Source organism: Streptomyces sp. NPDC025638, from assembly GCF_055558775.1.
On the sequence record NZ_JBVHLX010000021.1, the window covers coordinates 86,520 to 107,423 of the forward strand.

Here is a 20,904-nt window from a genome sequence, read left to right on the forward strand (position 1 = left end):
GGGCACGCAACTAATCGGTCACGACACCGCCGCGCGTGTCTCCTCCTGGACCTCCACGTCGTAGAAGCACAGGTGGTCCTTGATCTGCGCGACCTCGTCCTTGGGCTCCAGATAGGACCATACGAGGTCGGGGGCGTCCGGCAGCGACCAGTAGGACGCCGTCCCCTTGAAGGGGCAGTGGGTGTGGGTTTCGGAGGGGGTGAGGAGGTCGAGGCGCACGTCCTCGGCCGGGATGTAGTAGCGCACGGGACAGCCGGTCTCGCGCAGCACCAGGGGGCGGCGGGTCTCCGCCAGCACCAGGTCCCCGCGCACCACGCGTATGTGCCGGTCGCCCTGCTCGATCGTGATCGTGTGTCCATCGGTCATACCGGAAAAGCGCTCGCGGGCCCCCGGTTCTTCCCGCCTAGGCTGACCTCATGCGCATCTGTGTCTTCCTCTCCGCCGCCGACCTCGACGACCGCTACACGCGCCCCGCGCACGAGTTCGCGAAACTGATCGGCAAGGGGGGCCACACGCTCGTGTGGGGCGGCTCCGACGTCGGTCTGATGAAGGTCGTCGCCGACGGCGTCCAGGAGGCGGGCGGCCTGCTGCTGGGAGTCTCCGTCGAGTTCCTCGCGGCCAAGGTCCGGCCCGGCGCCCACGAGATGGTGATCGCCAAGGACCTCGCCGAGCGCAAGCGGCTGCTGCTGGAGCAGGCCGACGCGGTCGTGGTCATGGTGGGCGGCACCGGGACGCTCGACGAGGCCACCGAGATCCTGGAGCTGAAGAAGCACGGGCACACGGACAAGCCCGTCGTCCTGCTCAACACCGAGGGCTTCTACGACGGCCTGAAGGAGCAGTTCCGCAGGATGGAGGACGAGGGCTTCCTGCCCCGCCCGCTCACCGAGCTGGTGTTCTTCGCGGACGAGCCCGTGGGCGTGCTGGCGTACCTGGAGGAGAGCCTGGGCGTGCGGTGATGCGAGCATGGCGGACATGGCTACTCATGTGATCACCGGCGCGGGCTCCGGCATCGGCGCGGCCGTGGCCCGCCGTCTGCACGCGCGCGGGGACGAACTCGTGCTGCACGCGCGCGACGCGGGCCGGGCGAAGGAACTGGCCGCCGAGTACCCGGGGGCGCGCACCCTGGTCGGCGACCTCTCCGACCCGGACAAGCTCTCCTGGGCCTTCTCCCACCAGACGCTCCCCGACCGCGTGGACTCACTGCTGCACATCGCCGGGGTCGTCGACCTGGGCGACGTCGGGGACCTCACCCCCAAGTCCTGGCGCCACCAGCTCAACGTCAACCTGGTCGCCCCCGCCGAGCTGACCCGGCACTTCCTGCCCCAGCTGCGCGCCGCCCGCGGTCACGTGGTCTTCGTGAACTCCGGCGCGGGACTGAACGCCCACGCCGGCTGGTCCGCGTACGCCGCCTCCAAGCACGGCCTCAAGGCCCTGGCCGACTCCCTGCGCCACGAGGAGCACGGCAACGGCGTCCGCGTCACCTCCGTCTACCCCGGCCGCACCGCCAGCCCCATGCAGGCCAAGGTCCACCAGCAGGAGGGCAAGGACTACGACGCCTCACGCTGGATCGACCCCGAGTCGGTGGCGACGACGATCCTGCTGGCCATCGACCTCCCCAGAGACGCGGAGATCAACGACCTGACGGTCCGACCGGGCCAGTGACCCGGTGACCTCCGAAGGGGACGGCATGAGCGACGGTGACGAGATCCGTGCCTGGCTCGAGAACGTCTGGGACCGTCCCGAGGCCGCGGTGCTCCTGCGCGGCGGGGACGACGCCGGGCCGCTCGCCCGGCGCACCGTCCTGGCCGAGATCCAGGACGACGACACGCTCGCCGAGCTGCGCGCCCTGACCACGACCGGCGACTTCACGGGCGACATCTGCCGCTGCCACGGCAGCCTGACGGTCGCCCCGCCGGACGCCCACGGCGAGTTCATCGGTAGCGGCAGTCACCACGGTCGGACGGACATCGCCTGGGAGCGCGGGCGCTTCCGCAACAACCTCGCGGTCGCCGACCCGGACCGGCTGCTCGCCTTCCTGGAACGGCACGGGCGTACGGGCATCGGTCGGTGATGTCCAGCGCCTCCGGCGATCGCGGACGAGGCCGTTCAGGCCGAAGCGGGGGGCCGGGGGCGGCCGGGTGCGAGGCAGCGAGGCAGCGAGGCAGCGCACGGCGCCCCGAAATCAGCTGACCGCCGGAGGCATAGGCTGCCCGGGTGAGCGATGACAGCCAATTCAGGTTCGGTGCGGCCACCGGGGTCGGGTCCATGCCCGGTGACGACGCGCGGGAGGCCGCCAAGACCGTCACCGGGTCCTTCGAGGACTTCCCGTTCCTGCCCGAACTGCCGGCCCGTGGCCCCGGCGCGGACATGATCGGCCGTACCGCCGGAATGCTCGTCGAGCTGTACGCGCGCGTGGAGCCCAGCGGCTGGCGGATCGGCGACCGGCCCGGCCGGGACACCAAGCGGGCCCGCTCCTGGCTGGGCGAGGACATCGACGCGCTGGAGGAGTTCACCCAGGGGTACGAGGGCCCGCTGAAGGTGCAGGCCGTCGGCCCGTGGACGCTGGCCACCGCCGTCGAGCTGAAGAACGGCGAGGCCGCCCTCTCCGACCCCGGCGCCTGCCGCGACCTCGCCGCCTCCCTCGCCGAGGGCCTGCGCCTGCACCTCGCCGAGATGCAGCGCCGCGTGCCCGGCGCACAGCTCGTCCTGCAGCTGGACGAGCCCTCCCTCACCGCCGTACTGCGCGGCCAGGTCAAGTCCGCCAGCGGCTACCGGACTCACCGGGCCGTGGACCGGCAGATCGTCGAGGCCACCCTCCGCGACCTCGTCGCGCTGCACCGCACCGGCCCGGTCGTCGTCCACTCCTGCGCCCCGGACGTGCCCATCGCCCTGCTGCGCCGCACGGGCGCCGCCGCGGTCTCCCTCGACTTCTCGCTCCTCACCGAGCGTGACGACGAGGTCATCGGTGAAGCCGTGGAAGGCGGCACGCACCTGTTCGCCGGTGTCGTGCCCGGCACGGACGGTCCGTTGTCAGACCCTGCCGGTAGCGTCATGGGTGTCAGGACGCTGTGGCGCAGGCTGGGGCTGCATCCGGGGCTTCTCGCGGAGACGGTCACCATCACCCCCTCGTGCGGCCTCGCGGGCGCTTCCCCCGCGTACGCACGCAAGGCTCTCGCCCATTGCGTCCGGGCGGCGAGATCCCTCGCGGACAACCCAGAGTAACGGGAGGACAACACGGTGGCCGGCGACAAGCAGCAAGCGGAGACGGCAGTGCCCGCCGAGGCACGGGAGCGGCACGCGCAGCTCGCCGAGCAGATCGAGGAGCACCGCTTCCGGTACTACGTGAAGGACGCTCCCGTCGTCAGCGACGCGGAGTTCGACCGACTCCTGCGCACCCTGGAGGCGTTGGAGCAGGAGTACCCCGAGCTGCGCACGCCCGACTCGCCGACCCAGAAGGTCGCGGGAGCGTACGAGACGGAGTTCACCTCCGTCGAGCACCGCGAGCGCATGCTCTCCCTCGACAACGCCTTCAACGACGACGAACTGGCCGCCTGGGCCGAGCGCGTCGCCAAGGACGTCGGCACCTCCGACTACCACTTCCTGTGCGAGCTCAAGGTCGACGGCCTCGCCGTCAACCTCACCTACGAGCACGGCCGCCTCACGCGCGCGGCGACCCGCGGCGACGGCCGCACCGGCGAGGACATCACGCCCAACGTCCGTACGATCGCGGAGATCCCGGACCGGCTGACGGGCGACCGCGTCCCCGACCTCGTGGAGATCCGCGGCGAGGTCTACTTCCCGATGGAGAAGTTCCTCGAACTCAACGAGCGCCTGGTCGCGGCCGGTGACAAGCCCTTCGCCAACCCGCGCAACGCGGCGGCCGGTTCACTGCGCCAGAAGGACCCGCGGGTCACCGCCACCCGCCCGCTGCACATGGTCGTCCACGGCATCGGCGCGCTGGCGGGCTACGAGGGCCTCACCCGCCTCTCACAGGCCTACGACCTCCTCAAGACCTGGGGCCTGCCCACCTCCGCGCACAACAAGGTGGTCGACGACCTCGACGGCGTACGGGAGTTCATCGCGTACTACGGCGAGAACCGTCACTCCGTGGAGCACGAGATCGACGGAGTGGTCGTCAAGCTCGACGAGATCCGCCTCCAGGGCCGTCTCGGCTCGACCGCCCGCGCGCCGCGCTGGGCGATCGCGTACAAGTACGCGCCGGAGGAGGTCAACACCAAGCTGATCGACATCAAGGTCGGCGTCGGCCGCACCGGCCGCGTCACGCCGTACGCCCAGGTCGAGCCGGTCACGGTCGCGGGCTCCGAGGTCGAGTTCGCCACCCTGCACAACCAGGAGGTGGTCAAGGCCAAGGGCGTGCTCATCGGCGACACGGTCGTGATCCGCAAGGCCGGTGACGTGATCCCGGAGATCCTCGGCCCGGTCGTCGACCTGCGCGACGGCAGCGAGCGCGAGTTCGTGATGCCCGCCGAGTGCCCCGAGTGCGGTACGGCCCTGCGGCCCATGAAGGAGGGTGACATCGACCTCCGCTGCCCCAACGCCCGCACCTGCCCGGCCCAGTTGCGGGAGCGCGTCTCCTACCTCGCGGGCCGCGAGTGCCTGGACATCGAGCACTTCGGCGAAGTGGCGGCCGCCGCGCTCACCCGGCCCCTGGAGCCGGCCGACCCGCCGCTGGCCGACGAGGGCGACCTGTTCGACCTCACGGTGGACAAGCTGCTGCCCATCAAGGCGTACGTCCTCGACCCGGACAGCGGGCTGCCCAAGCGGGATCCCAAGACGGGCGAGGACAAGGTCGCCACGGTCTTCGCCAACAAGGAGGGCGGGCCGAAGAAGAACACCCTCGCGCTGCTGGCCAACATCGAGGCCGCCAAGGAGCGGCCGCTCGCCCGGTTCCTGAACGGGCTGTCGATCCGGCACGTCGGTCCGGTGGCGGCGCAGGCCCTCGCGCGCGAGTTCCGCTCGATCGACCGCATCGAACAGGCAAGCGAGGAGGAGCTGGCGCGCATCGAGGGCGTCGGCTCGACCATCGCCGCGGCCCTCAGGGAGTGGTTCGCCGAGGACTGGCACCGCGAGATCGTCCGCAAGTGGAAGGCCGCTGGAGTCCCGCTGGAGGACGAGACGTCCGGCGAGGAGGAGGGCCCGCGTCCGCTGGAAGGGCTTACCGTCGTCGTCACCGGCACCCTGGAGAACCACACGCGCGACGGCGCCAAGGAAGCGCTGCAGAGCCGCGGAGCGAAGGTGACCGGTTCGGTGTCGAAGAAGACGTCTTTCGTCGTCGTGGGGGAGAACCCGGGATCGAAGTACGACAAGGCCATGCAGCTCAAGGTGCCGGTGCTCGACGAGGACGGCTTCGGCGTCCTGTTGGAGCAGGGGCCGCAGGCCGCGGCCGAAGTCGCCCTTCCGACCGGGGAGTAGCGGTTGAAGGCCACCCGATCGGTGCATATCAGATGCATACGGGTGGCCGGGGCGCATTCGGGCAACCGTAGACGACCGCTGCCCGTGGAAGCCTTCTGCGGCCTACTGTTGAGATGTGCGCCTGCCGTGCCCAGCTGCGGTCGGGGCATCCCCGTGCTCTTGATGAGCACGGGGAAGGGTTTTCCAACGCGGAGCCGTTGATGGTCGTCGGGCAGCGGACCGCGTGGCGTGGGCACCGCCGGCTGTGAGAGGGACGGGAATGGAACCGACCGAGAGCGCCGCCCCTGACTCACGGCTGCGCCTGCGCCTGAAGATGGGCGCATGGCGCGGGAGCCGGTGGACGGGACGGGCCGCGGAGCGGGCGGGCGCGGCGGTCCGCGCCGCAGGACCGCATGTCGCGACGGACCCGCGCAGCCCCGCCCCCCTGGCCATCGAGGCCGCCCCGGCCCTCCCGGGCGCGGACCACGAAAGCCGGCCGTCCTGGCCCGCGCTGCCCGCGGCCGTCGTCGCGGCCGCCGGGTTCGCGCTGGGCGCCGGCTTCCTGCAGGCGTTCACCGGCAACCACGCCCTCTTCCCGTCCGGCACGGTCGGCTGGTCGCTGGCCGTGCTGACCGGCATCATCGTCGGCCACCTGGTCATGCTCGGCCGCTCCCGCTGGTGGGGCGGCACCGGCTCCGGCGCCGCCCTCACCCTCGCCGTACTCCTGCTCTACGGCTGGGTGCCCGCCGGCATGGTCAGCCTCACCGTCGTCGTCCTGGTCGGCATAGCCCGCCGCAACCGCTGGCGGCAGGGGGTGCTGCAGGGCGCGGTGGACATCCTCGGCATCGGCGCCGGCGCGCTGGTGCTGGGCGCCTTCGGCCGCGTACCGACCGTCGAGTCGCCCTGGAACCCCGGCAGCTGGACCGTCACCACCGCCCCCGAGGTCGTCCTCGTCGCGGCCGCCTACCTCGCCGTCACCCGCGGTCTGCTGTGGTACCTGCATGCCCCGCGCGGCGGCGGACTGCCCACCGTCGCCCGGACGGCCCTGGTCAGACAGGGCCTGGTCGCGGTCGCGCTGCTCGGCATCGCCCCCCTGGTCTGTGTGGTCGCCGACGCCCAGCCGGTCCTGCTCCCGCTGTTCTCCATCCCCCTAGTCGCCCTCGACTCCACCCTGTGGATAGCCCGGGCCCGGGCGGAGGAGCAGCTGCGCGACCCGCTGACCGGCCTGCCCAACCGGCAGTGGCTCCTGGAGCGGATCTGGACGGCCCTCGACGACGCCGAACGGATAGGCGCCCGGGCCGCCCTGATGCTCATCGACCTCGACCGCTTCCGCTCGGTCAACGACACCCTCGGTCATCTCGCCGGCGACCGGTTGCTGCTGCAGATCGCCGACCGGCTGCGGCTGGCACTGCCCCGCGGCGCGGAGGCCGCCCGGCTCGGCGGCGACGAGTTCGCCGTGTTACTGCCCGTCGCCGACTCCACGACGTCGGCGACCCGGGTCGCCCGCGGCCTGGTTGCCGCCCTCAGCTCCCCGCTCGACCTCGACGGACTCACCCTCGTCCTGGAGGCCAGCGCGGGTGTCGCCGTCTTCCCCGACCACGCCCTGGACGCCGAGGGACTGCTGCGCCGGGCGGACGTGGCGATGTACCAGGCGAAGCGGGACCGCACGGGCGTCGAGGTGTACGAGTCCAAGCGGGACTCCAACACCCCGGACCGGCTCGGCCTGCTCGGCGATCTGCGCCGGGCCCTGGACGCGCACGAGGTCCAGCTCCACTACCAGCCCAAGGTCCGCTTCGACGGCCAGGTCGCCGGGCTGGAGGCGCTGGTCCGCTGGGTGCACCCCGAGCGCGGCAAGGTGCCGCCGGACGAGTTCATAGCGATCGCCGAGTCCTCGGGGCTGATGCCCCATCTGACGGAGTACGTGCTGGAGACGGCGCTCGGACAGGTCGCCCGGTGGCGCGCTCAGGGCCTGTACGTGCCGGTCGCGGTCAATGTCTCCCCGCGTGACGTCCACACCCCCGGCTTCGCCGGCTCGGTGGCCGCGCGCCTTGCCCGGCACGGCGTTCCGGCGGGAGCGCTCCAACTGGAGATAACGGAGCACGTGCTGCTGGAGGACCCGCAGCGGGCCGCCGACACCCTCGCCGGGCTGACCGGGCACGGCGTGAAGATGTCCCTGGACGACTTCGGCACCGGCTACTCCTCGCTGGTGCATCTGCGCCGGTTGCCGGTCAGCGAACTGAAGATCGACCGGTCGTTCGTCGCCCGGCTGGCCGTGGACACGGAGGACGCGGAGATCGTGCGGTGCACGGTCGACCTGGCGCACTCCCTCGGGCTGCTGGTCGTCGCCGAAGGCGTCGAGGACGACGAGACCTGGGAGCGGCTGCGCGACCTGGGGTGCGACGCCGTACAGGGCTGGCTGGTCGCCGCGGCGATGCCGCCGGAGGAGACCACGGCGTGGCTGCGTGCCCGCGGCTCTCGGGGCTGGCAGCGTCCGAGGGCAGCCCTCCCGGCGGCCGCCGCGGACGACCCGGGGCGGATCGGCTAGCCCGGCACGGACGGTCCGGCACCGGCCGGCCGGCACGGGACCGGTACGGAAACCGGCACGGGGCCCGTACAGAAAGACGATGCCACCAGCCATGTCCCTGATCGTTCCGACATTCGACGAGACCGTGGTCGTCCGGGAGGCGGAGGCCGAGGTCGTCGGCCGTGCGCCCACCACCGTCCGGCTGCTGGCCGACAGCGGCACTACGGGTGGAGCCCTGTCCACCCAGCGCGTCACTCTCACCCAGGGCGCCGACGGCGCCTCCCCGCACCGCCACGACGGCTCGGCCGAGATGTTCTTCGTGCTCGACGGCGCCGCCGAACTGCTCTCCGCCGAGGAGGTCGTCACCGCAGGGCCCGGGGACCTGGTCGTCGTCCCGCCCGGCAGGCCGCACGCCTTCGCCGCCGTCCCCGGCTGCGACGCCGACCTGCTCATCGTCATCACACCGGGCGTCGAGCGCTTCGAGTACTTCCGCCACCTGCGGCGCGTCGCCCTCGGCGAGGACACCCCGGAGAGCCTTCTGGGGGTGCAGGACCTGTACGACAACCACTTCCTGCACAGCCCGGCCTGGGCCGCCCACCGCCGAGGGCCGGAGCGCTGAGCAAACCGTTTAACGGTCTTCGCACCCCGCCCCATAGGATTGGGCCCAAACCACAAACTCTCACCCCAGAGGATCGCTGCATGCCTGGCATCACGCGCGAGGAGGTCGCCCACCTCGCCCGGCTGGCGCGTCTGGAGCTGAAGCCCGAAGAACTCGAACACTTCGCAGGCCAGCTGGACGACATCATCGGCGCGGTCGCACGCGTCAGCGAGGTCGCCGACCAAGACGTACCGCCGACCTCTCACCCGCTCCCGCTGACGAACGTCATGCGCGCGGACGAGGTCCGTCCCTCGCTCACCCCCGCCCAGGCGCTCTCCGGCGCCCCGGCCCAGGAGCAGCAGCGTTTCAAGGTGCCGCAGATCCTGGGGGAGGACTGATCCATGACGGACATCATCAAGCTCACGGCCGCCGAGACCGCCGAGAGGATCGCCTCCGGCGAGCTCACGGCCGTCCAGGTCACCGAGGCCCACCTCGCCCGGATCGACGCCGTCGACGAGAAGGTGCACGCCTTCCTGCACGTCGACCGCGAGGGCGCCCTGGCGCGGGCCCGTGCCGTCGACGAGAAGCGGGCGAAGGGGGAGAAGCTCGGGCCGCTGGCCGGCGTTCCCCTCGCGCTCAAGGACATCTTCACCACCGAGGGCGTTCCGACGACCGTCGGTTCGAAGATCCTCGAAGGCTGGATCCCGCCGTACGACGCGACGCTCACCAAGCGGCTGAAGGCCGCCGACGTGGTCATCCTCGGCAAGACCAACATGGACGAGTTCGCCATGGGGTCCAGCACCGAGAACAGCGCGTTCGGGCCGACCGGCAACCCCTGGGACCTCACCAAGATCCCCGGCGGCTCCGGCGGCGGCTCCAGCGCCGCCCTCGCCTCCTTCCAGGCCCCCCTCGCCATCGGCACCGACACCGGCGGTTCCATCCGCCAGCCGGCCGCCGTCACCGGCACGGTCGGCGTGAAGCCGACCTACGGCGCGGTCTCCCGGTTCGGCATGGTGGCCTTCTCGTCCTCCCTCGACCAGGGCGGGCCCTGCGCCCGTACGGTCCTGGACGCGGCGCTCCTGCACGAGGTGATCGCCGGACACGACCCGCTCGACTCCACCTCCATCGACGCCCCGGTCCCGCCGGTCGTCGAGGCCGCCCGCAACGGCAGCGTCCAGGGCATGCGGATCGGTGTGGTCAAGCAGTTCCGTGGCGAGGGCTACCAGGCCGGCGTCATCCAGCGCTTCGACGAGTCCGTCGAACTGCTGAAGGAGCTGGGCGCCGAGATCGTCGAACTGGACTGCCCGTCCTTCGACCTCGCCCTGTCGGCGTACTACCTGATCGCCCCGTCCGAGTGCTCGTCCAACCTCGCCCGCTTCGACGGCCTGCGCTACGGCCTGCGGACCGGCGACGACGGCAGCCACTCGGCCGAGGAGGTCACCTCCCTCACCCGTGAGGAGGGCTTCGGCCCCGAGGTCAAGCGCCGCATCATGCTGGGCACGTACGCGCTGAGCTCCGGCTACTACGACGCGTACTACGGCTCCGCCCAGAAGGTCCGCACGCTGATCACGCGCGACTTCGAGAAGGCCTTCGAGCGGGTCGACGTCATCGTCTCCCCGACGACGCCGACCACCGCCTTCGCGATCGGCGAGCGCGCCGACGACCCGATGGCGATGTACCTCGCCGACCTGTGCACCATCCCCACCAACCTGGCGGGCAACGCGGCCATGTCGCTGCCCTGCGGCCTGGCCCCGGAGGACAACCTCCCGGTCGGTCTGCAGATCATCGCCCCGGCGCTGAAGGACGACCGTCTTTACAAGGTCGGCGCCGCTGTCGAGGCCGCGTTCGTGGAAAAGTGGGGTCACCCGCTGCTCGAGGAGGCTCCGTCGCTGTGAGCAATGCACTGTCGAAGGCCAAGGGCTTCAAGAAGTCCAAGTCCGGTACGTACCTGTCGATGGCAACGACCGCGTTCGGCGCGATCGGTGTCACCAAGCAGATCAAGAAGGCTCGCGCCGAGCACGACACGCTGCGGCTCGTCGACGCCACCGTCTCCGCGGTCGCGATCGTCACCGGCCTCGCCATCCTGTACCGCGAGCTGAAGCGGCTGGGCGACGACGACGTCCTGCTGGGCTGAGAGGGAAGTTTCACCGTGACCACCACGACCGACCTGGTGTCGTACGAGGACGCGCTGGCGTCGTACGACCCCGTCATGGGCCTTGAGGTCCATGTCGAACTCGGCACCAAGACCAAGATGTTCTGCGGGTGTTCGACCGAGCTGGGCGCCGAGCCCAACTCGCAGACCTGCCCGACCTGCCTCGGCCTGCCCGGCTCGCTCCCGGTCGTCAACGCGACCGGCGTGGAGTCCGCGATCAAGATCGGTCTCGCGCTGCACTGCGAGATCGCCGAGTGGTGCCGCTTCGCCCGGAAGAACTACTTCTATCCGGACATGCCGAAGAACTTCCAGACCTCCCAGTACGACGAGCCGATCGCCTACAACGGCTACCTCGACGTACAGCTGGAGGACGGCGAGACCTTCCGCGTGGAGATCGAGCGCGCCCACATGGAGGAGGACACCGGCAAGTCGACGCACGTCGGCGGCGCCACCGGCCGCATCCACGGCGCGCAGCACTCGCTGCTGGACTACAACCGCGCCGGCATCCCGCTCATCGAGATCGTCACCAAGCCGATCGTCGGTGCCGGGGAGCGCGCTCCCGAGGTCGCAAGGGCGTACGTCCGCGAGCTGCGCGAGCTCATCAAGGCGCTCGGCGTGTCCGAGGCCCGTATGGAGATGGGCCAGATGCGCTGCGACGTGAACCTGTCGCTGATGCCCAAGGGCGGCGACAAGTTCGGCACGCGCTCCGAGACGAAGAACGTCAACTCGCTGCGTTCCGTGGAGCGTGCGGCCCGCTTCGAGATCATGCGGCACGCGGCCGTGCTCGGCGGCGGCGGCACGATCGTCCAGGAGACCCGCCACTTCCACGAGGACACCGGGTCGACGACCTCGGGCCGAGTGAAGGAGGAGGCCGAGGACTACCGGTACTTCCCGGAGCCCGACCTCGTCCCGGTGGCCCCCTCCCGCGAGTGGGTCGAGGAGATCCGCGCCGCGCTGCCGGAGATGCCGCTGGCCCGCCGCACCCGCCTGCTGGCGGAGTGGGGCATCTCGGCCACGGACATGCAGGCGATCCTCAACGCCGGCGCGCTGGACCCGATCGTCGCCACGATCGACGCCGGTGCCGACGCGGCCTCCGCCCGCAAGTGGTGGATGGGCGAACTGGCGCGCAGCGCCAACGAGTCGGGCAAGGCGCTCGACGAGCTGGCCATCACGCCCGAGCAGGTCGCCCGGATCGCCCGGCTGGTCTCCTCCGGTGACCTCAACGACAAGCTGGCCCGTCAGGTCATCGAGGGTGTCCTCGCGGGCGAGGGCACCCCGGACGAGGTCGTCGAGAAGCGCGGTCTGAAGGTCGTCTCCGACGAGGGCGCGCTGACGGCCGCCGTCGAGGAGGCCATCGCCGGCAACCCGGGCATCGCCGACAAGATCCGCGGCGGCAAGGTGGCCGCGGTGGGCGCCCTGGTCGGCGCGGTCATGAAGGCCACCCGCGGCCAGGCCGACGCGGCCCGCGTCAAGGAGCTGATCCTGGAGAAGCTGGGCGTCAGCGAGGGCTGAGTCCCGTGTGCGGTACGGCCCCGGAGGCGTCGCCTCCGGGGCCGTACGGCTACTTGCGGCGTCCCACGACCCGTACGAAGCCCAGTGCGCGGCCCTCGTCCGCGCGGAGCATCTGCGCGCACCGGCCCGCCATCCGGACGTGGAACTCGTCCGTGCTCTCCTCGGCGACCACCTCGCACCACAGCAGCCAGTCGCGCCAGCCGTCCGGCTGCCAGTCGGCCGCCTCGACCTCGACGGCCCCGCCGCGCGTCCAGTGGCGCCGCCACCACTCGGGGGAGTGGAAGCACCAGAAGTCCGGCTCCCACCACGGCGCGAGTTGCGCCGGAGGCTCCGTGCCCTCCGGCTCCTCGCGAAGTGCCGGTACGACGACGCCGATCCGCCCGCCGGGCTTCAGCAGCCGGGTCAGCGTGGGCAGATACAGGTCGTTCGTGCCGAAGTACTGGTACGCGTCGACGGAGACGATCGCGTCGAACGTCCCCTCACCGAAGGGCAGAGCGTGCGCCTCGGCGTGCACGGGCAGCACCCGGTCGGCGACGCCGGCCTCGGTGATCCGTGCGGCGTTGTCGTCGGGCTTCACCCACAGGTCGGCGGCGACGACCTGGACGTCGTACTCCCGGGCGAGGAAGACGGAGGTCATGGCGCGACCGCAGCCCAGGTCGAGGACGCGCGCCCCGGGGCGCAGGTCCGCCAGGCCGAGCGCGGGGGCCAGCCACTCCAGCAGCCACAGGGCGTGCGGGCCCATCTGGTTCTCGATGGTCCAGCGGACGTCGTAGCGGTCGCTGCGCGGGTGGCGGGGGTCGGTCAGGCGGTCGGTCAGAGGGTTGTCAGGGTTGTCGGAGGTCTTGAGTGTGGCGTCGGACATGCTGTCGGACATCGGTGAACGGGCTCCTTGAGTCCTTCGTACGGGAAAGGTATGCGTAGGAGCTCGGTCGGACCGTCAAACAACGCACCTGCTTCGGTCGGCGGCGAGGTGCCGGCTTTTGGGACTGCGGACGCCGGGACGCTAACAGCGCTTCCCGCTCCCCGCACCCGGATTGTTCAGGCACACGTACTATGCTCGCCCGCCATGAGTGGACGCACGGATTCCGATCCCCGAACCGAGACGGCCGAGGTGGACGGCGCAGCCGACATGGACGACGCAGACTACGCAGACGACGACGAAGAGGACCCCGCTGTGGAGGCGCGCCGGGCCCGCTGGACGGCGACCGGCACCGGAGCCCTGCTGTCCCTCGCGGGCCTGGCCGCGGCCCTTTTGCGGCTGAGCGGTGCCGCGCCGGTGCTCGTCCCGGCCGCCTACGCCTTCGGGGCCGCCGTGTGCGCGTTCGCCGCGGTGCTCGGCTCCCGGGGCCGTACCCGCCGGGCACTGTGGCTGCTGATCGTGGGGACGATGATCATGGCGCTCGGGGACCAGTTCGACTGAAGTACCCGGCGCGGCGACAGAGTTCACGGAACTGTCCTGTGACTTGTCTCCCACTCTGGCGGAGAACCCCCGGAACGCGATAAACGATCACATTCTCCTGTAAGAGTGTCCTGCGATTGCTCATGTGTTCTTTGCGGGCTGTTCAGTTCATGGACGATCCTTCCCGGTCAAAGATCCTCAAATCGTCAACTGGGAGCACGTCCGTGGCAGCCCTTGCACGTTGGTGTGTCCGGCACCGCCTGGTCGCCGTTCTGCTCTGGCTCCTCGCGTTCGGCGGGGCCACCGCGGCCGCCGCCGCCACCGGCTCGGCGTACTCCAACGACTACGAGGTGCCCGGCACCGAGTCGGGCCGCGCCGCCCAACTGCTGCGGGACGGCTTCCCCGGCCTCGGCGGCGACACCGACACCGTCGTCTGGCACACCACCTCGGGCACCGTCCGCGCCGCCGACGTCGAGCAGACGATGACCCGCACCCTCGACGAGATCGCCGGCCTGCCCGGCGTGTCGTCCGTGACCAGCCCCTACGAGGGCCGGGGTACCGGTCGCATCAGCCACGACCGACACACCGCGTACGCCACCGTCACCTTCGCCGCCCCGGCCGAGGACATCGACAGGTCGGAGGCCCTGGCCGTCGTCCGCGCCGCCAAGTCCGCCGAGGCCGACGGGCTCCAGGTCGAGCTCGGCGGCAGCGCCATCGGGCTCACCGAGTCGTCGAGCGGGCATGTCGCCGAGGCGGTCGGTGTGGTCGTCGCCGCCGTCGTGCTGTTCCTCGCCTTCGGCTCGCTCGCCGCCTCGCTGCTGCCCATCGCCACCGCGCTGGTGGGCGTCGGCACCGCGTACGCCGCGATCGTGCTGCTCGGACACGCCATGACCGTCGCCGGCTTCGCGCCCATGCTCGGCATGCTCATCGGGCTGGGCGTCGGCATCGACTACGCGCTCTTCATCGTGACGAGACACCGGCGCGGGCTGAAGCGCGGCCTCACCGTCACCGAGGCCGCCACCGACGCCGTCGCCACCACGGGACGCGCGGTCGTGTTCGCGGGCGCCACCGTTTGCATCGCCCTGCTGGGCATGCTGATCCTGCGGCTGAGCTTCCTCAACGGCGTCGCCGTCGCCGCCTCGCTGACGGTCGTGCTCACCGTCGCGGCCTCCGTCACCCTGCTGCCCGCCCTGCTGTCCTGGATCGGACCCCGCGCCCTGAGCGGCCGGGAGCGGCGCAGGCTGGCCGAGCACGGGCCGCAGCCGGAGCTGCCGACCGGACTCGCCGCCCGCTGGTCCGCGTTCGTCGAGCGCCACCCCAAGCTGCTCGGCACCGTCGCCGTGGCCGTCATCGCGGTCCTCGCGCTGCCCACGCTCTCCCTCCGCCTCGGCACGTCCGACCAGGGCAACGACCCCAAGACGTCGACCACACGACAGGCGTACGACCTCCTCGCCGAGGGCTTCGGACCCGGCGTCAACGGCCCGCTGACGCTGGTCACCCGGGTCGACGGCGCCGCGGACCGGCTCGCCCTCGACAACCTCGACACCACCCTGCGCGAGACCGCGGGCGTCGCCTCGGCGACACCGGCCAGGTTCGACACCGGAGGCGACACCGCCTACCTCACCGTCGTCCCCGACTCCGCTCCCCAGTCGCAGCGGACCAGTGACCTGGTCGACCGGCTGCGCACCGAGGTCATCCCGCGCGCGGAGACCGGCACCTCGCTCGATCTGCAGGTCGGCGGAGTGACAGCCGGCTACGACGACTTCGCCGCGGTGATCGTCGGCAAGCTGCCGCTGTTCGTCGGCGTCGTCATCGGACTCGGCTGCGTGCTGCTTCTGCTCGCCTTCCGCTCGCTCGGCATCCCGCTGAAGGCCGCCGCCATGAACATCGCCGCCGTCGCCGCCGCCTTCGGCATCGTCGTCGCGGTCTTCCAGTGGGGCTGGGGCAGCGAACCGCTCGGCCTCGGCCGGGCCGGCCCCATCGAGCCCTTCCTCCCCGTGATCATGGTGTCGGTCCTCTTCGGACTCTCCATGGACTACCAGGTCTTCCTGGTCAGCCGGATGTACGAGGAGTGGCTGGAGACCGGCGACAACCGGCGGGCCGTCCGCGTCGGACTGGCCGAGACCAGCCGGGTGATCAACTCCGCCGCGGTCATCATGATCTCGGTCTTCCTCGCCTTCGTGCTCAGCGGCGACCGCGTGATCGCCATGTTCGGCATCGCGCTGGCCTCCGCGGTCGCCCTGGACGCCTTCGTCCTGCGCACCCTCCTCGTGCCCGCCCTGATGCACCTGCTCGGCGGCGCCAACTGGTGGCTCCCGCGTCGGCTGGACCGCCGTATGCCGCGGATCAGCATCGAACCGCCCGAGTGCCGCGCCGCCCATGAGAGGCTCACTGAGGCCGTGGAGGAACTGACGAAGGAGCGGCGGCAGGATGTACGCGATTTCCCTGGGTGACGACGGCGCGGAGCTGCGCCCCCTGGAGCCCTGGCACGCCGGGGAGTTCCTCGCGCACCTCGACCGGGGGCGGGAGTTCATCGGCCAGTACATCGGCTTCGGGGCGCGGGAGACGGACGTGGACTCCGCGCGGGCCCTGCTCACCTCCTACGCCGAGAAGCGCGCCGCGGACAGCGGCAGCCTGCACGGGATCTGGCTGGACGGGAAGCTGGTCGGCGGGGTGCTGTTCCGGACCTTCGACGCCGCACAGGGCAACTGCGAGGTCGGCTGCTGGCTGGAGCCCGCCGCGGCCGGGCGGGGGCTCGTCACCCGCGCGATCACGGTCCTCGTCGACTGGGCGGTCGACGAGCGCGGAATGCACCGCGTGGAGTGGTACGCGGCCTCCGCCAACCGGCCGAGCATCAACGTCGCCCGGCGGCTGGGGATGACCCGGGACGCGGTGCTCCGCGAGAGCCGCCTGCACCGGGGCGTCCGGCACGACATCGAGGTGTGGTCGGTGCTCGCCCCCGAGTGGCGTGCGGCACGCGCGCGTGCGTCCCGCGGCGATCATTAAGAGACCTCTCAGACAGCCTCCGTACGGTGCGGGGCATGGCAACGAAGACAGTCGACGGTGCCGGGGACGGCACCGAGGTGAAGAACGACGCGAAGAACGACGACGCGAAGAACGACGACCTGAAGAGCGACGAGACGGCGGTGGACGTCACCGAGGCCGAGGACCGGGCCGATGACGTGACCGAGACCGAGACCGAGACGGCCGAGGAGCCGGCCGGCGCGGAGGCCGAGGGCCCCTCCGGCGTCGGCCAGGGCGCCGCCGCCGTCGTCTCCGCCGTCCTGGGCCTCGTCTCGCTCACGGGCGGCTGGATCGGCACCGTGGCCGCCGCCCGTGAGACCCTCATCGGCCAGCTCCGGACCGCGTCGAACGCGGCCGTCGCCAAGCAGATCAAGGAGGTGTACGGCGACGCCTGGCACACCACCGCGCTGTGGGCCGGCCTGTTCGCCCTCACCGCGCTGATCACCGGCGTCGCCGTCCTGGCCCGGCCCGCGTTCGGCGCGCCCGGCAGGCCGCAGGCCCCCTGGATCAAGTCGGTCGCCTGGGCGGGCGTCTCGCTCGGCGTCATCGGCCTGCTCCTGGCCGTCCTCAAGTACTCCGACGCGCTGCTCGCACTGCCGACCACGAGCTGAATCACCCCGGTTCACAAGGGGCCTTAGGGCATCCGTAAGCACCTTACGGAGCTTCTGAGGCCCCTTACGCGCGTCCAGGGCCCGGCGCCCGCCCCAAGATGCGGAACTCTCCCGATGTGGCACACCCCCCTGGGAGACGAAGGTGGAGGCATCGCAGAAAGCGAAGCCCGAAACCGAACTCACAGGGGACACACCGTGATCGAGTACGAACTCCAGCGACTCCGTTCCGCCGAACTGCTCCGCCGGGCCGAGGACGAACGCCTGGCCCGCGTGGCCGTACGCGGCCGCCGTGCCGCCCGCCGAGAGGAGGAGGCCCGCCGGGCCGCCACGACCGAGGCCCATACCGACGGCACGCGCCGGCACCGACTTCCTCGTGCCGCGTGACCGCCCGGACGGGGGAGGACGGCCGTACGGGGGTCGGCCGCCTTCTCCCGTACGGCGGTGGGGAACGGTCCCCGGGCCGCCGTACGACCCCGGCCGCGACCGGTACGACCGATCCCCCCGCCCTGTGGAAAACGGATGCCGTGGCGTCGGACCCCCGTGGGATGCTCGGACCCGTGGAGACCAGGTCCGTCAGTCCCGTCTTCGTCGGCCGTACCGATGAGTTGGAGATGCTGAACGAAGCGCTCGCCCGTGCCGACGCGGGCGAGCCGCAGGCATGGGTGGTCGGCGGCGAGGCGGGCGTCGGCAAGACCCGCCTCGTCGAGGAGTTCACCGCCGCCGCCTGCCGCCGGGGCGCCGTCGTGGCGCTCGGCGGCTGTGTCGAGATCGGCGCCGACGGACTGCCGTTCGCGCCCTTCTCCACCGCGCTGCGTGCCCTGCGCCGCGCCCTGCCCGGCGAACTCGCGGCCGCGGCCGCAGGCCAGGAGGAGGAACTGGCCCGGCTCCTGCCCGAACTGGACGAGGCCGCACCGACCCGGGCCGCGGGCCGGCACGACGAGGAGGGCATGGCCCGCCTCTTCGAACTCACCGCCCGACTGCTGGAACGCGTCGCCGCCGACCGCACGGTCGTCGTCGCCCTGGAGGACCTCCACTGGGCCGACGCCTCCACCCGGCATCTCCTGTCCTACCTCCTGCGCACCCTGCGCACCGGCCGCCTCGTCGTCCTCGCCACCTACCGCTCCGACGACATCCACCGCCGCCACCCCCTGCGCCCGCTGCTCGCCGAACTCGACCGGCTGCGCACCGTCCGCCGCCTCGAACTCGCCCGCTTCAACCGCGCCGAGGTCGGCCGCCAGATCGCCGGCATCCTGGCCGCCGAACCGGACCCCGCCCAGGTCCAGGAGATCTTCCGGCGCTCCGACGGCAACGCGTTCTTCGTCGAGGAACTCGCCGTCGCCGCCCACGAGGGCTGCTGCACCGGGCTCACCGACTCCCTGCGCGACCTGCTCCTCGTGCGCGTCGAGACGCTGCCGGAGTCCGCCCAGCGGGTCGCCCGGATCGTCGCCGAGGGCGGCTCCACCGTCGAGTACCGGCTGCTCGCCGCCGTCGCCCGGCTCGCCGAGGACGACCTCATCGAGGCGCTGCGGGCCGCCGTGAACGCCAACATCCTCATCGCCGCACCCGGCGGCGACGGCTACCGCTTCCGCCACTCCCTGGTCCGCGAGGCCGTCGCCGACGACCTGCTGCCCGGCGAACGCTCTCGCCTCAACCGCCGCTATGCCGAGGCCTTGGAGGCCGACCCCACGCTCGTCCCCGCCGACGAGCGCGACATGCGCCTGGCCAGCTACTGGTACCAGGCCCACGACCCCGCCAAGGCCCTGCCCGCCGTCCTGGACGCCTCCGTCGTCGCCCGCCGACGGCACGCCTACAGCGAGCAACTACGGCTGCTGGAACGGGCGATGGAGCTGTGGGACACCGCCCCGGAGGACGTACGGACCGCCCTGCGCCCCGTCGACTACACCGACGTCTATCCTCCCTGCGCCTGCGATCCCGCCACCTCACCCCTGCGCTTTCTCGACCTGATGGCGGAGGCCGCCGTCGCCGGGCGGCTGTGCGGGGAGCGCGAGCGTGCCCTGAAGATCACCAAGCGGGCGCTGCGCCTGCTGGAGGACGAGGACGACCTTCCCCCGGGCTCGCAACCGTGTTCGGGCAGCGGAGTCCCCCTCCGTGCCGCCTGGTTCTGGAACCAGCGCTCCAGCCTGGTCCAGGCGCAGGGGCGCGGCGACGGCCGGCACGAACTGGCCATGGCCCAGGGCCTGGTGCGCGGTCTGCCGCCCTCGGAGGTGCACGCCGAGGTGCTGAGCAGCGTCGCCAACTGGTCGATGCTGCACGAGCCGGGCCCCGAGGCCCTCGCCGCCGCCGAACGGGCCGTGGAGTACGCGCGCATGGTCGACGCCCGCGAGACGGAGCTGAACGCACGCGTCACGCTCGGCGGCCTCATGGTCGACTCGGGCGCGGTCGAGGCGGGTCTCGCCCAGATGTTCCGGGTCAAGGAGCAGGCACTGAGGGAGGGCTTCCCCTACGTCGCCGGCCGTGCCTATGTGAACCTCCCCTCCGAGCTCGAAGCGGTCGGCCGCTCCCGGGAGGCCACCCCCATCCTGGAGGAAGGCACCCGCTTCACCCGGAAGTTCGGTCTGCTGGGCTCCGAGGCCTGGGTGTGGGCCAACCTCTCCCAGTCGCTGTACTCCCTCGGCCGCTGGGAAGAGGCCGCACGGGCCGCGGCCGAGGCGGCCCGCCGGGGACCGAGCGCCAAACCGCTCGGCACGGCCGCCATGTGCCTGGCCCATCTCGCCCTGGGCCGCGGCGACCTCGCCGAGGCGGCCCGCCAACTCGCCGCGGCCCGCGAGCACTTCGGCACCCACGACCCCATGCCCCAGCAGCGGCTGCCCCTCGCCCGCACCGCCGTCGGTGTGGCCGCCGCGGAAGGCCGGCTGCTGGACGCCCGTGCCGAGCTGGAGCGGGCCCTGGACGCCGGCCTCCCGCCCGGCACGAACCGCTACGCCTGGCCCTTGCTCCTGGCCGCCGCCACCGCCGAGGCCGACGCCCGCACCCTGCCCGCCGCGGAGCCCGGCCGTGCCGAGATCCTCGACCGGGTGCGCGACACCGCCGGGAAACTCACCACCGGCGCACCCGTCTGGCTCGCCCACGAGAGATGGGTCCGCGCCGAACTCCACCGTGCCAAGGGCACGGACACCCCGGAGATCTGGTCGGAGGTGGTCACCTCCTTCGAGTCGCTGGAGCGCCCCTACGACCTCGCCCGCGTCCGCCGGCGCCTTGCCCGGGCCCTGCTCGCCGACGGCGGCGACGACGAGCGCGACCGGGCCACGGAACTGCTGCGCCTCGCCCGTGCCGTCGCCGACCACCTCGGCGCCCGCCCGCTGGCCGACTCCGTGGCACTCCTCGCCCAGGGCGCCCGCCTCGGCCCGACCCGCGCCCCGCGGCAGGCGCCCGGCCCCGCCGACCCCGTCGAGGCGCTCGGCCTTACCAGCAGGGAACGCGATGTGCTCCGCCTGGTCTCGGCCGGCCGCACCAACCGGCAGATCGCCGAGGAACTCTTCATCTCCCCGAAGACCGCGAGCGTCCACGTGTCGAACATCCTGGGCAAGCTCGGCGTCTCAGGAAGGGGCGAGGCGGCGGCGGTGGCCCACCGGCTGGGGCTGTTTCCGTCCGGCCCGCACCGCGCCAGGACGGCGGGGTGAGTCCGACACCGCGAGGACCGGCATGGGGGAG

General features: G+C 72.0%; 19 protein-coding genes. 17 read left to right on the forward strand and 2 right to left on the reverse strand.

The window, feature by feature from the left end:
• Positions 1-18: 18 nt before the first annotated feature.
• Entirely contained in the window at positions 19-366 is a 348-nt protein-coding gene (locus ACZ4EG_RS39140) for a DUF427 domain-containing protein (protein ID WP_467794020.1), read from the reverse strand.
• A 50-nt stretch (positions 367-416) separates the two neighbouring features.
• Between ACZ4EG_RS39140 and ACZ4EG_RS39145 the strand changes: the two genes are divergently transcribed.
• The 11 genes from ACZ4EG_RS39145 to gatB all read left to right on the forward strand — a co-directional run bounded on the left by ACZ4EG_RS39145 (position 417) and on the right by gatB (position 12,198).
• Entirely contained in the window at positions 417-956 is a 540-nt protein-coding gene (locus ACZ4EG_RS39145) for an LOG family protein (RefSeq protein ID WP_467794021.1), read from the forward strand.
• A 7-nt stretch (positions 957-963) separates the two neighbouring features.
• Positions 964-1,662: an SDR family oxidoreductase gene (locus tag ACZ4EG_RS39150; protein ID WP_363301296.1), complete on the forward strand. Its 699-nt coding sequence runs from the start codon at positions 964-966 to the stop codon at positions 1,660-1,662.
• A 25-nt stretch (positions 1,663-1,687) separates the two neighbouring features.
• Entirely contained in the window at positions 1,688-2,071 is a 384-nt protein-coding gene (locus tag ACZ4EG_RS39155; RefSeq protein ID WP_467794022.1) for a hypothetical protein, read from the forward strand.
• 143 nt (positions 2,072-2,214) lie between these two features.
• Entirely contained in the window at positions 2,215-3,222 is a 1,008-nt protein-coding gene (locus ACZ4EG_RS39160) for a methionine synthase (protein WP_467794023.1), read from the forward strand.
• Between the two features lie 15 nt (positions 3,223-3,237).
• Entirely contained in the window at positions 3,238-5,433 is a 2,196-nt protein-coding gene (gene ligA / locus ACZ4EG_RS39165) for an NAD-dependent DNA ligase LigA (protein WP_467794024.1), read from the forward strand.
• A 259-nt stretch (positions 5,434-5,692) separates the two neighbouring features.
• Positions 5,693-7,957, forward strand: a complete 2,265-nt coding sequence (locus tag ACZ4EG_RS39170; RefSeq protein WP_467794025.1) for a putative bifunctional diguanylate cyclase/phosphodiesterase — start codon at positions 5,693-5,695, stop codon at positions 7,955-7,957.
• A 91-nt stretch (positions 7,958-8,048) separates the two neighbouring features.
• Positions 8,049-8,555 carry a cupin domain-containing protein gene (locus tag ACZ4EG_RS39175; RefSeq protein ID WP_453558229.1) on the forward strand — a complete coding sequence of 169 codons (507 nt, stop codon included), beginning with the start codon at positions 8,049-8,051 and terminating at the stop codon, positions 8,553-8,555.
• Positions 8,556-8,635: 80 nt separating this feature from the next.
• Complete coding sequence (gene gatC / locus ACZ4EG_RS39180) at positions 8,636-8,932, forward strand: Asp-tRNA(Asn)/Glu-tRNA(Gln) amidotransferase subunit GatC (RefSeq protein WP_067164579.1); 297 nt, start codon at positions 8,636-8,638, stop codon at positions 8,930-8,932.
• Between the two features lie 3 nt (positions 8,933-8,935).
• On the forward strand, positions 8,936-10,429 hold the full coding sequence (gene gatA, locus ACZ4EG_RS39185; RefSeq protein WP_467794026.1) for an Asp-tRNA(Asn)/Glu-tRNA(Gln) amidotransferase subunit GatA: 1,494 nt from the start codon (positions 8,936-8,938) through the stop codon (positions 10,427-10,429).
• A complete protein-coding gene (locus ACZ4EG_RS39190) occupies positions 10,426-10,668 on the forward strand; it encodes a hypothetical protein (RefSeq protein ID WP_390711957.1) in 243 nt (80 codons plus the stop codon). Before gatA ends, ACZ4EG_RS39190 begins: the two co-directional genes overlap by 4 nt.
• Before the next feature lie 15 nt (positions 10,669-10,683).
• Positions 10,684-12,198: an Asp-tRNA(Asn)/Glu-tRNA(Gln) amidotransferase subunit GatB gene (gene gatB, locus ACZ4EG_RS39195; protein ID WP_467794027.1), complete on the forward strand. Its 1,515-nt coding sequence runs from the start codon at positions 10,684-10,686 to the stop codon at positions 12,196-12,198.
• Between the two features lie 49 nt (positions 12,199-12,247).
• Here gatB and ACZ4EG_RS39200 read toward each other — a convergent pair whose 3' ends face one another.
• On the reverse strand, positions 12,248-13,060 hold the full coding sequence (locus ACZ4EG_RS39200) for an SAM-dependent methyltransferase (protein ID WP_467794057.1): 813 nt from the start codon (positions 13,058-13,060) through the stop codon (positions 12,248-12,250).
• 204 nt (positions 13,061-13,264) lie between these two features.
• Here ACZ4EG_RS39200 and ACZ4EG_RS39205 point away from each other — a divergent pair, with 204 nt between their 5' ends.
• From ACZ4EG_RS39205 to ACZ4EG_RS39230, 6 genes are all read left to right on the forward strand, one after another.
• Positions 13,265-13,618, forward strand: a complete 354-nt coding sequence (locus ACZ4EG_RS39205; RefSeq protein WP_467794028.1) for a hypothetical protein — start codon at positions 13,265-13,267, stop codon at positions 13,616-13,618.
• Positions 13,619-13,821: 203 nt separating this feature from the next.
• Positions 13,822-16,050: an MMPL family transporter gene (locus ACZ4EG_RS39210; RefSeq protein WP_467794029.1), complete on the forward strand. Its 2,229-nt coding sequence runs from the start codon at positions 13,822-13,824 to the stop codon at positions 16,048-16,050.
• Positions 16,028-16,603 (forward strand): GNAT family N-acetyltransferase, encoded by a 576-nt coding sequence (locus ACZ4EG_RS39215; protein ID WP_390711953.1) that lies wholly within the window; start codon positions 16,028-16,030, stop codon positions 16,601-16,603. Before ACZ4EG_RS39210 ends, ACZ4EG_RS39215 begins: the two co-directional genes overlap by 23 nt.
• 35 nt (positions 16,604-16,638) lie before the next feature.
• Positions 16,639-17,232 (forward strand): hypothetical protein, encoded by a 594-nt coding sequence (locus ACZ4EG_RS39220; protein WP_467794030.1) that lies wholly within the window; start codon positions 16,639-16,641, stop codon positions 17,230-17,232.
• 195 nt (positions 17,233-17,427) lie between these two features.
• Positions 17,428-17,616 (forward strand): hypothetical protein, encoded by a 189-nt coding sequence (locus ACZ4EG_RS39225; RefSeq protein ID WP_453558248.1) that lies wholly within the window; start codon positions 17,428-17,430, stop codon positions 17,614-17,616.
• Between the two features lie 161 nt (positions 17,617-17,777).
• On the forward strand, positions 17,778-20,873 hold the full coding sequence (locus ACZ4EG_RS39230) for a helix-turn-helix transcriptional regulator (RefSeq protein WP_467794031.1): 3,096 nt from the start codon (positions 17,778-17,780) through the stop codon (positions 20,871-20,873).
• Positions 20,874-20,904 lie beyond the last annotated feature (31 nt).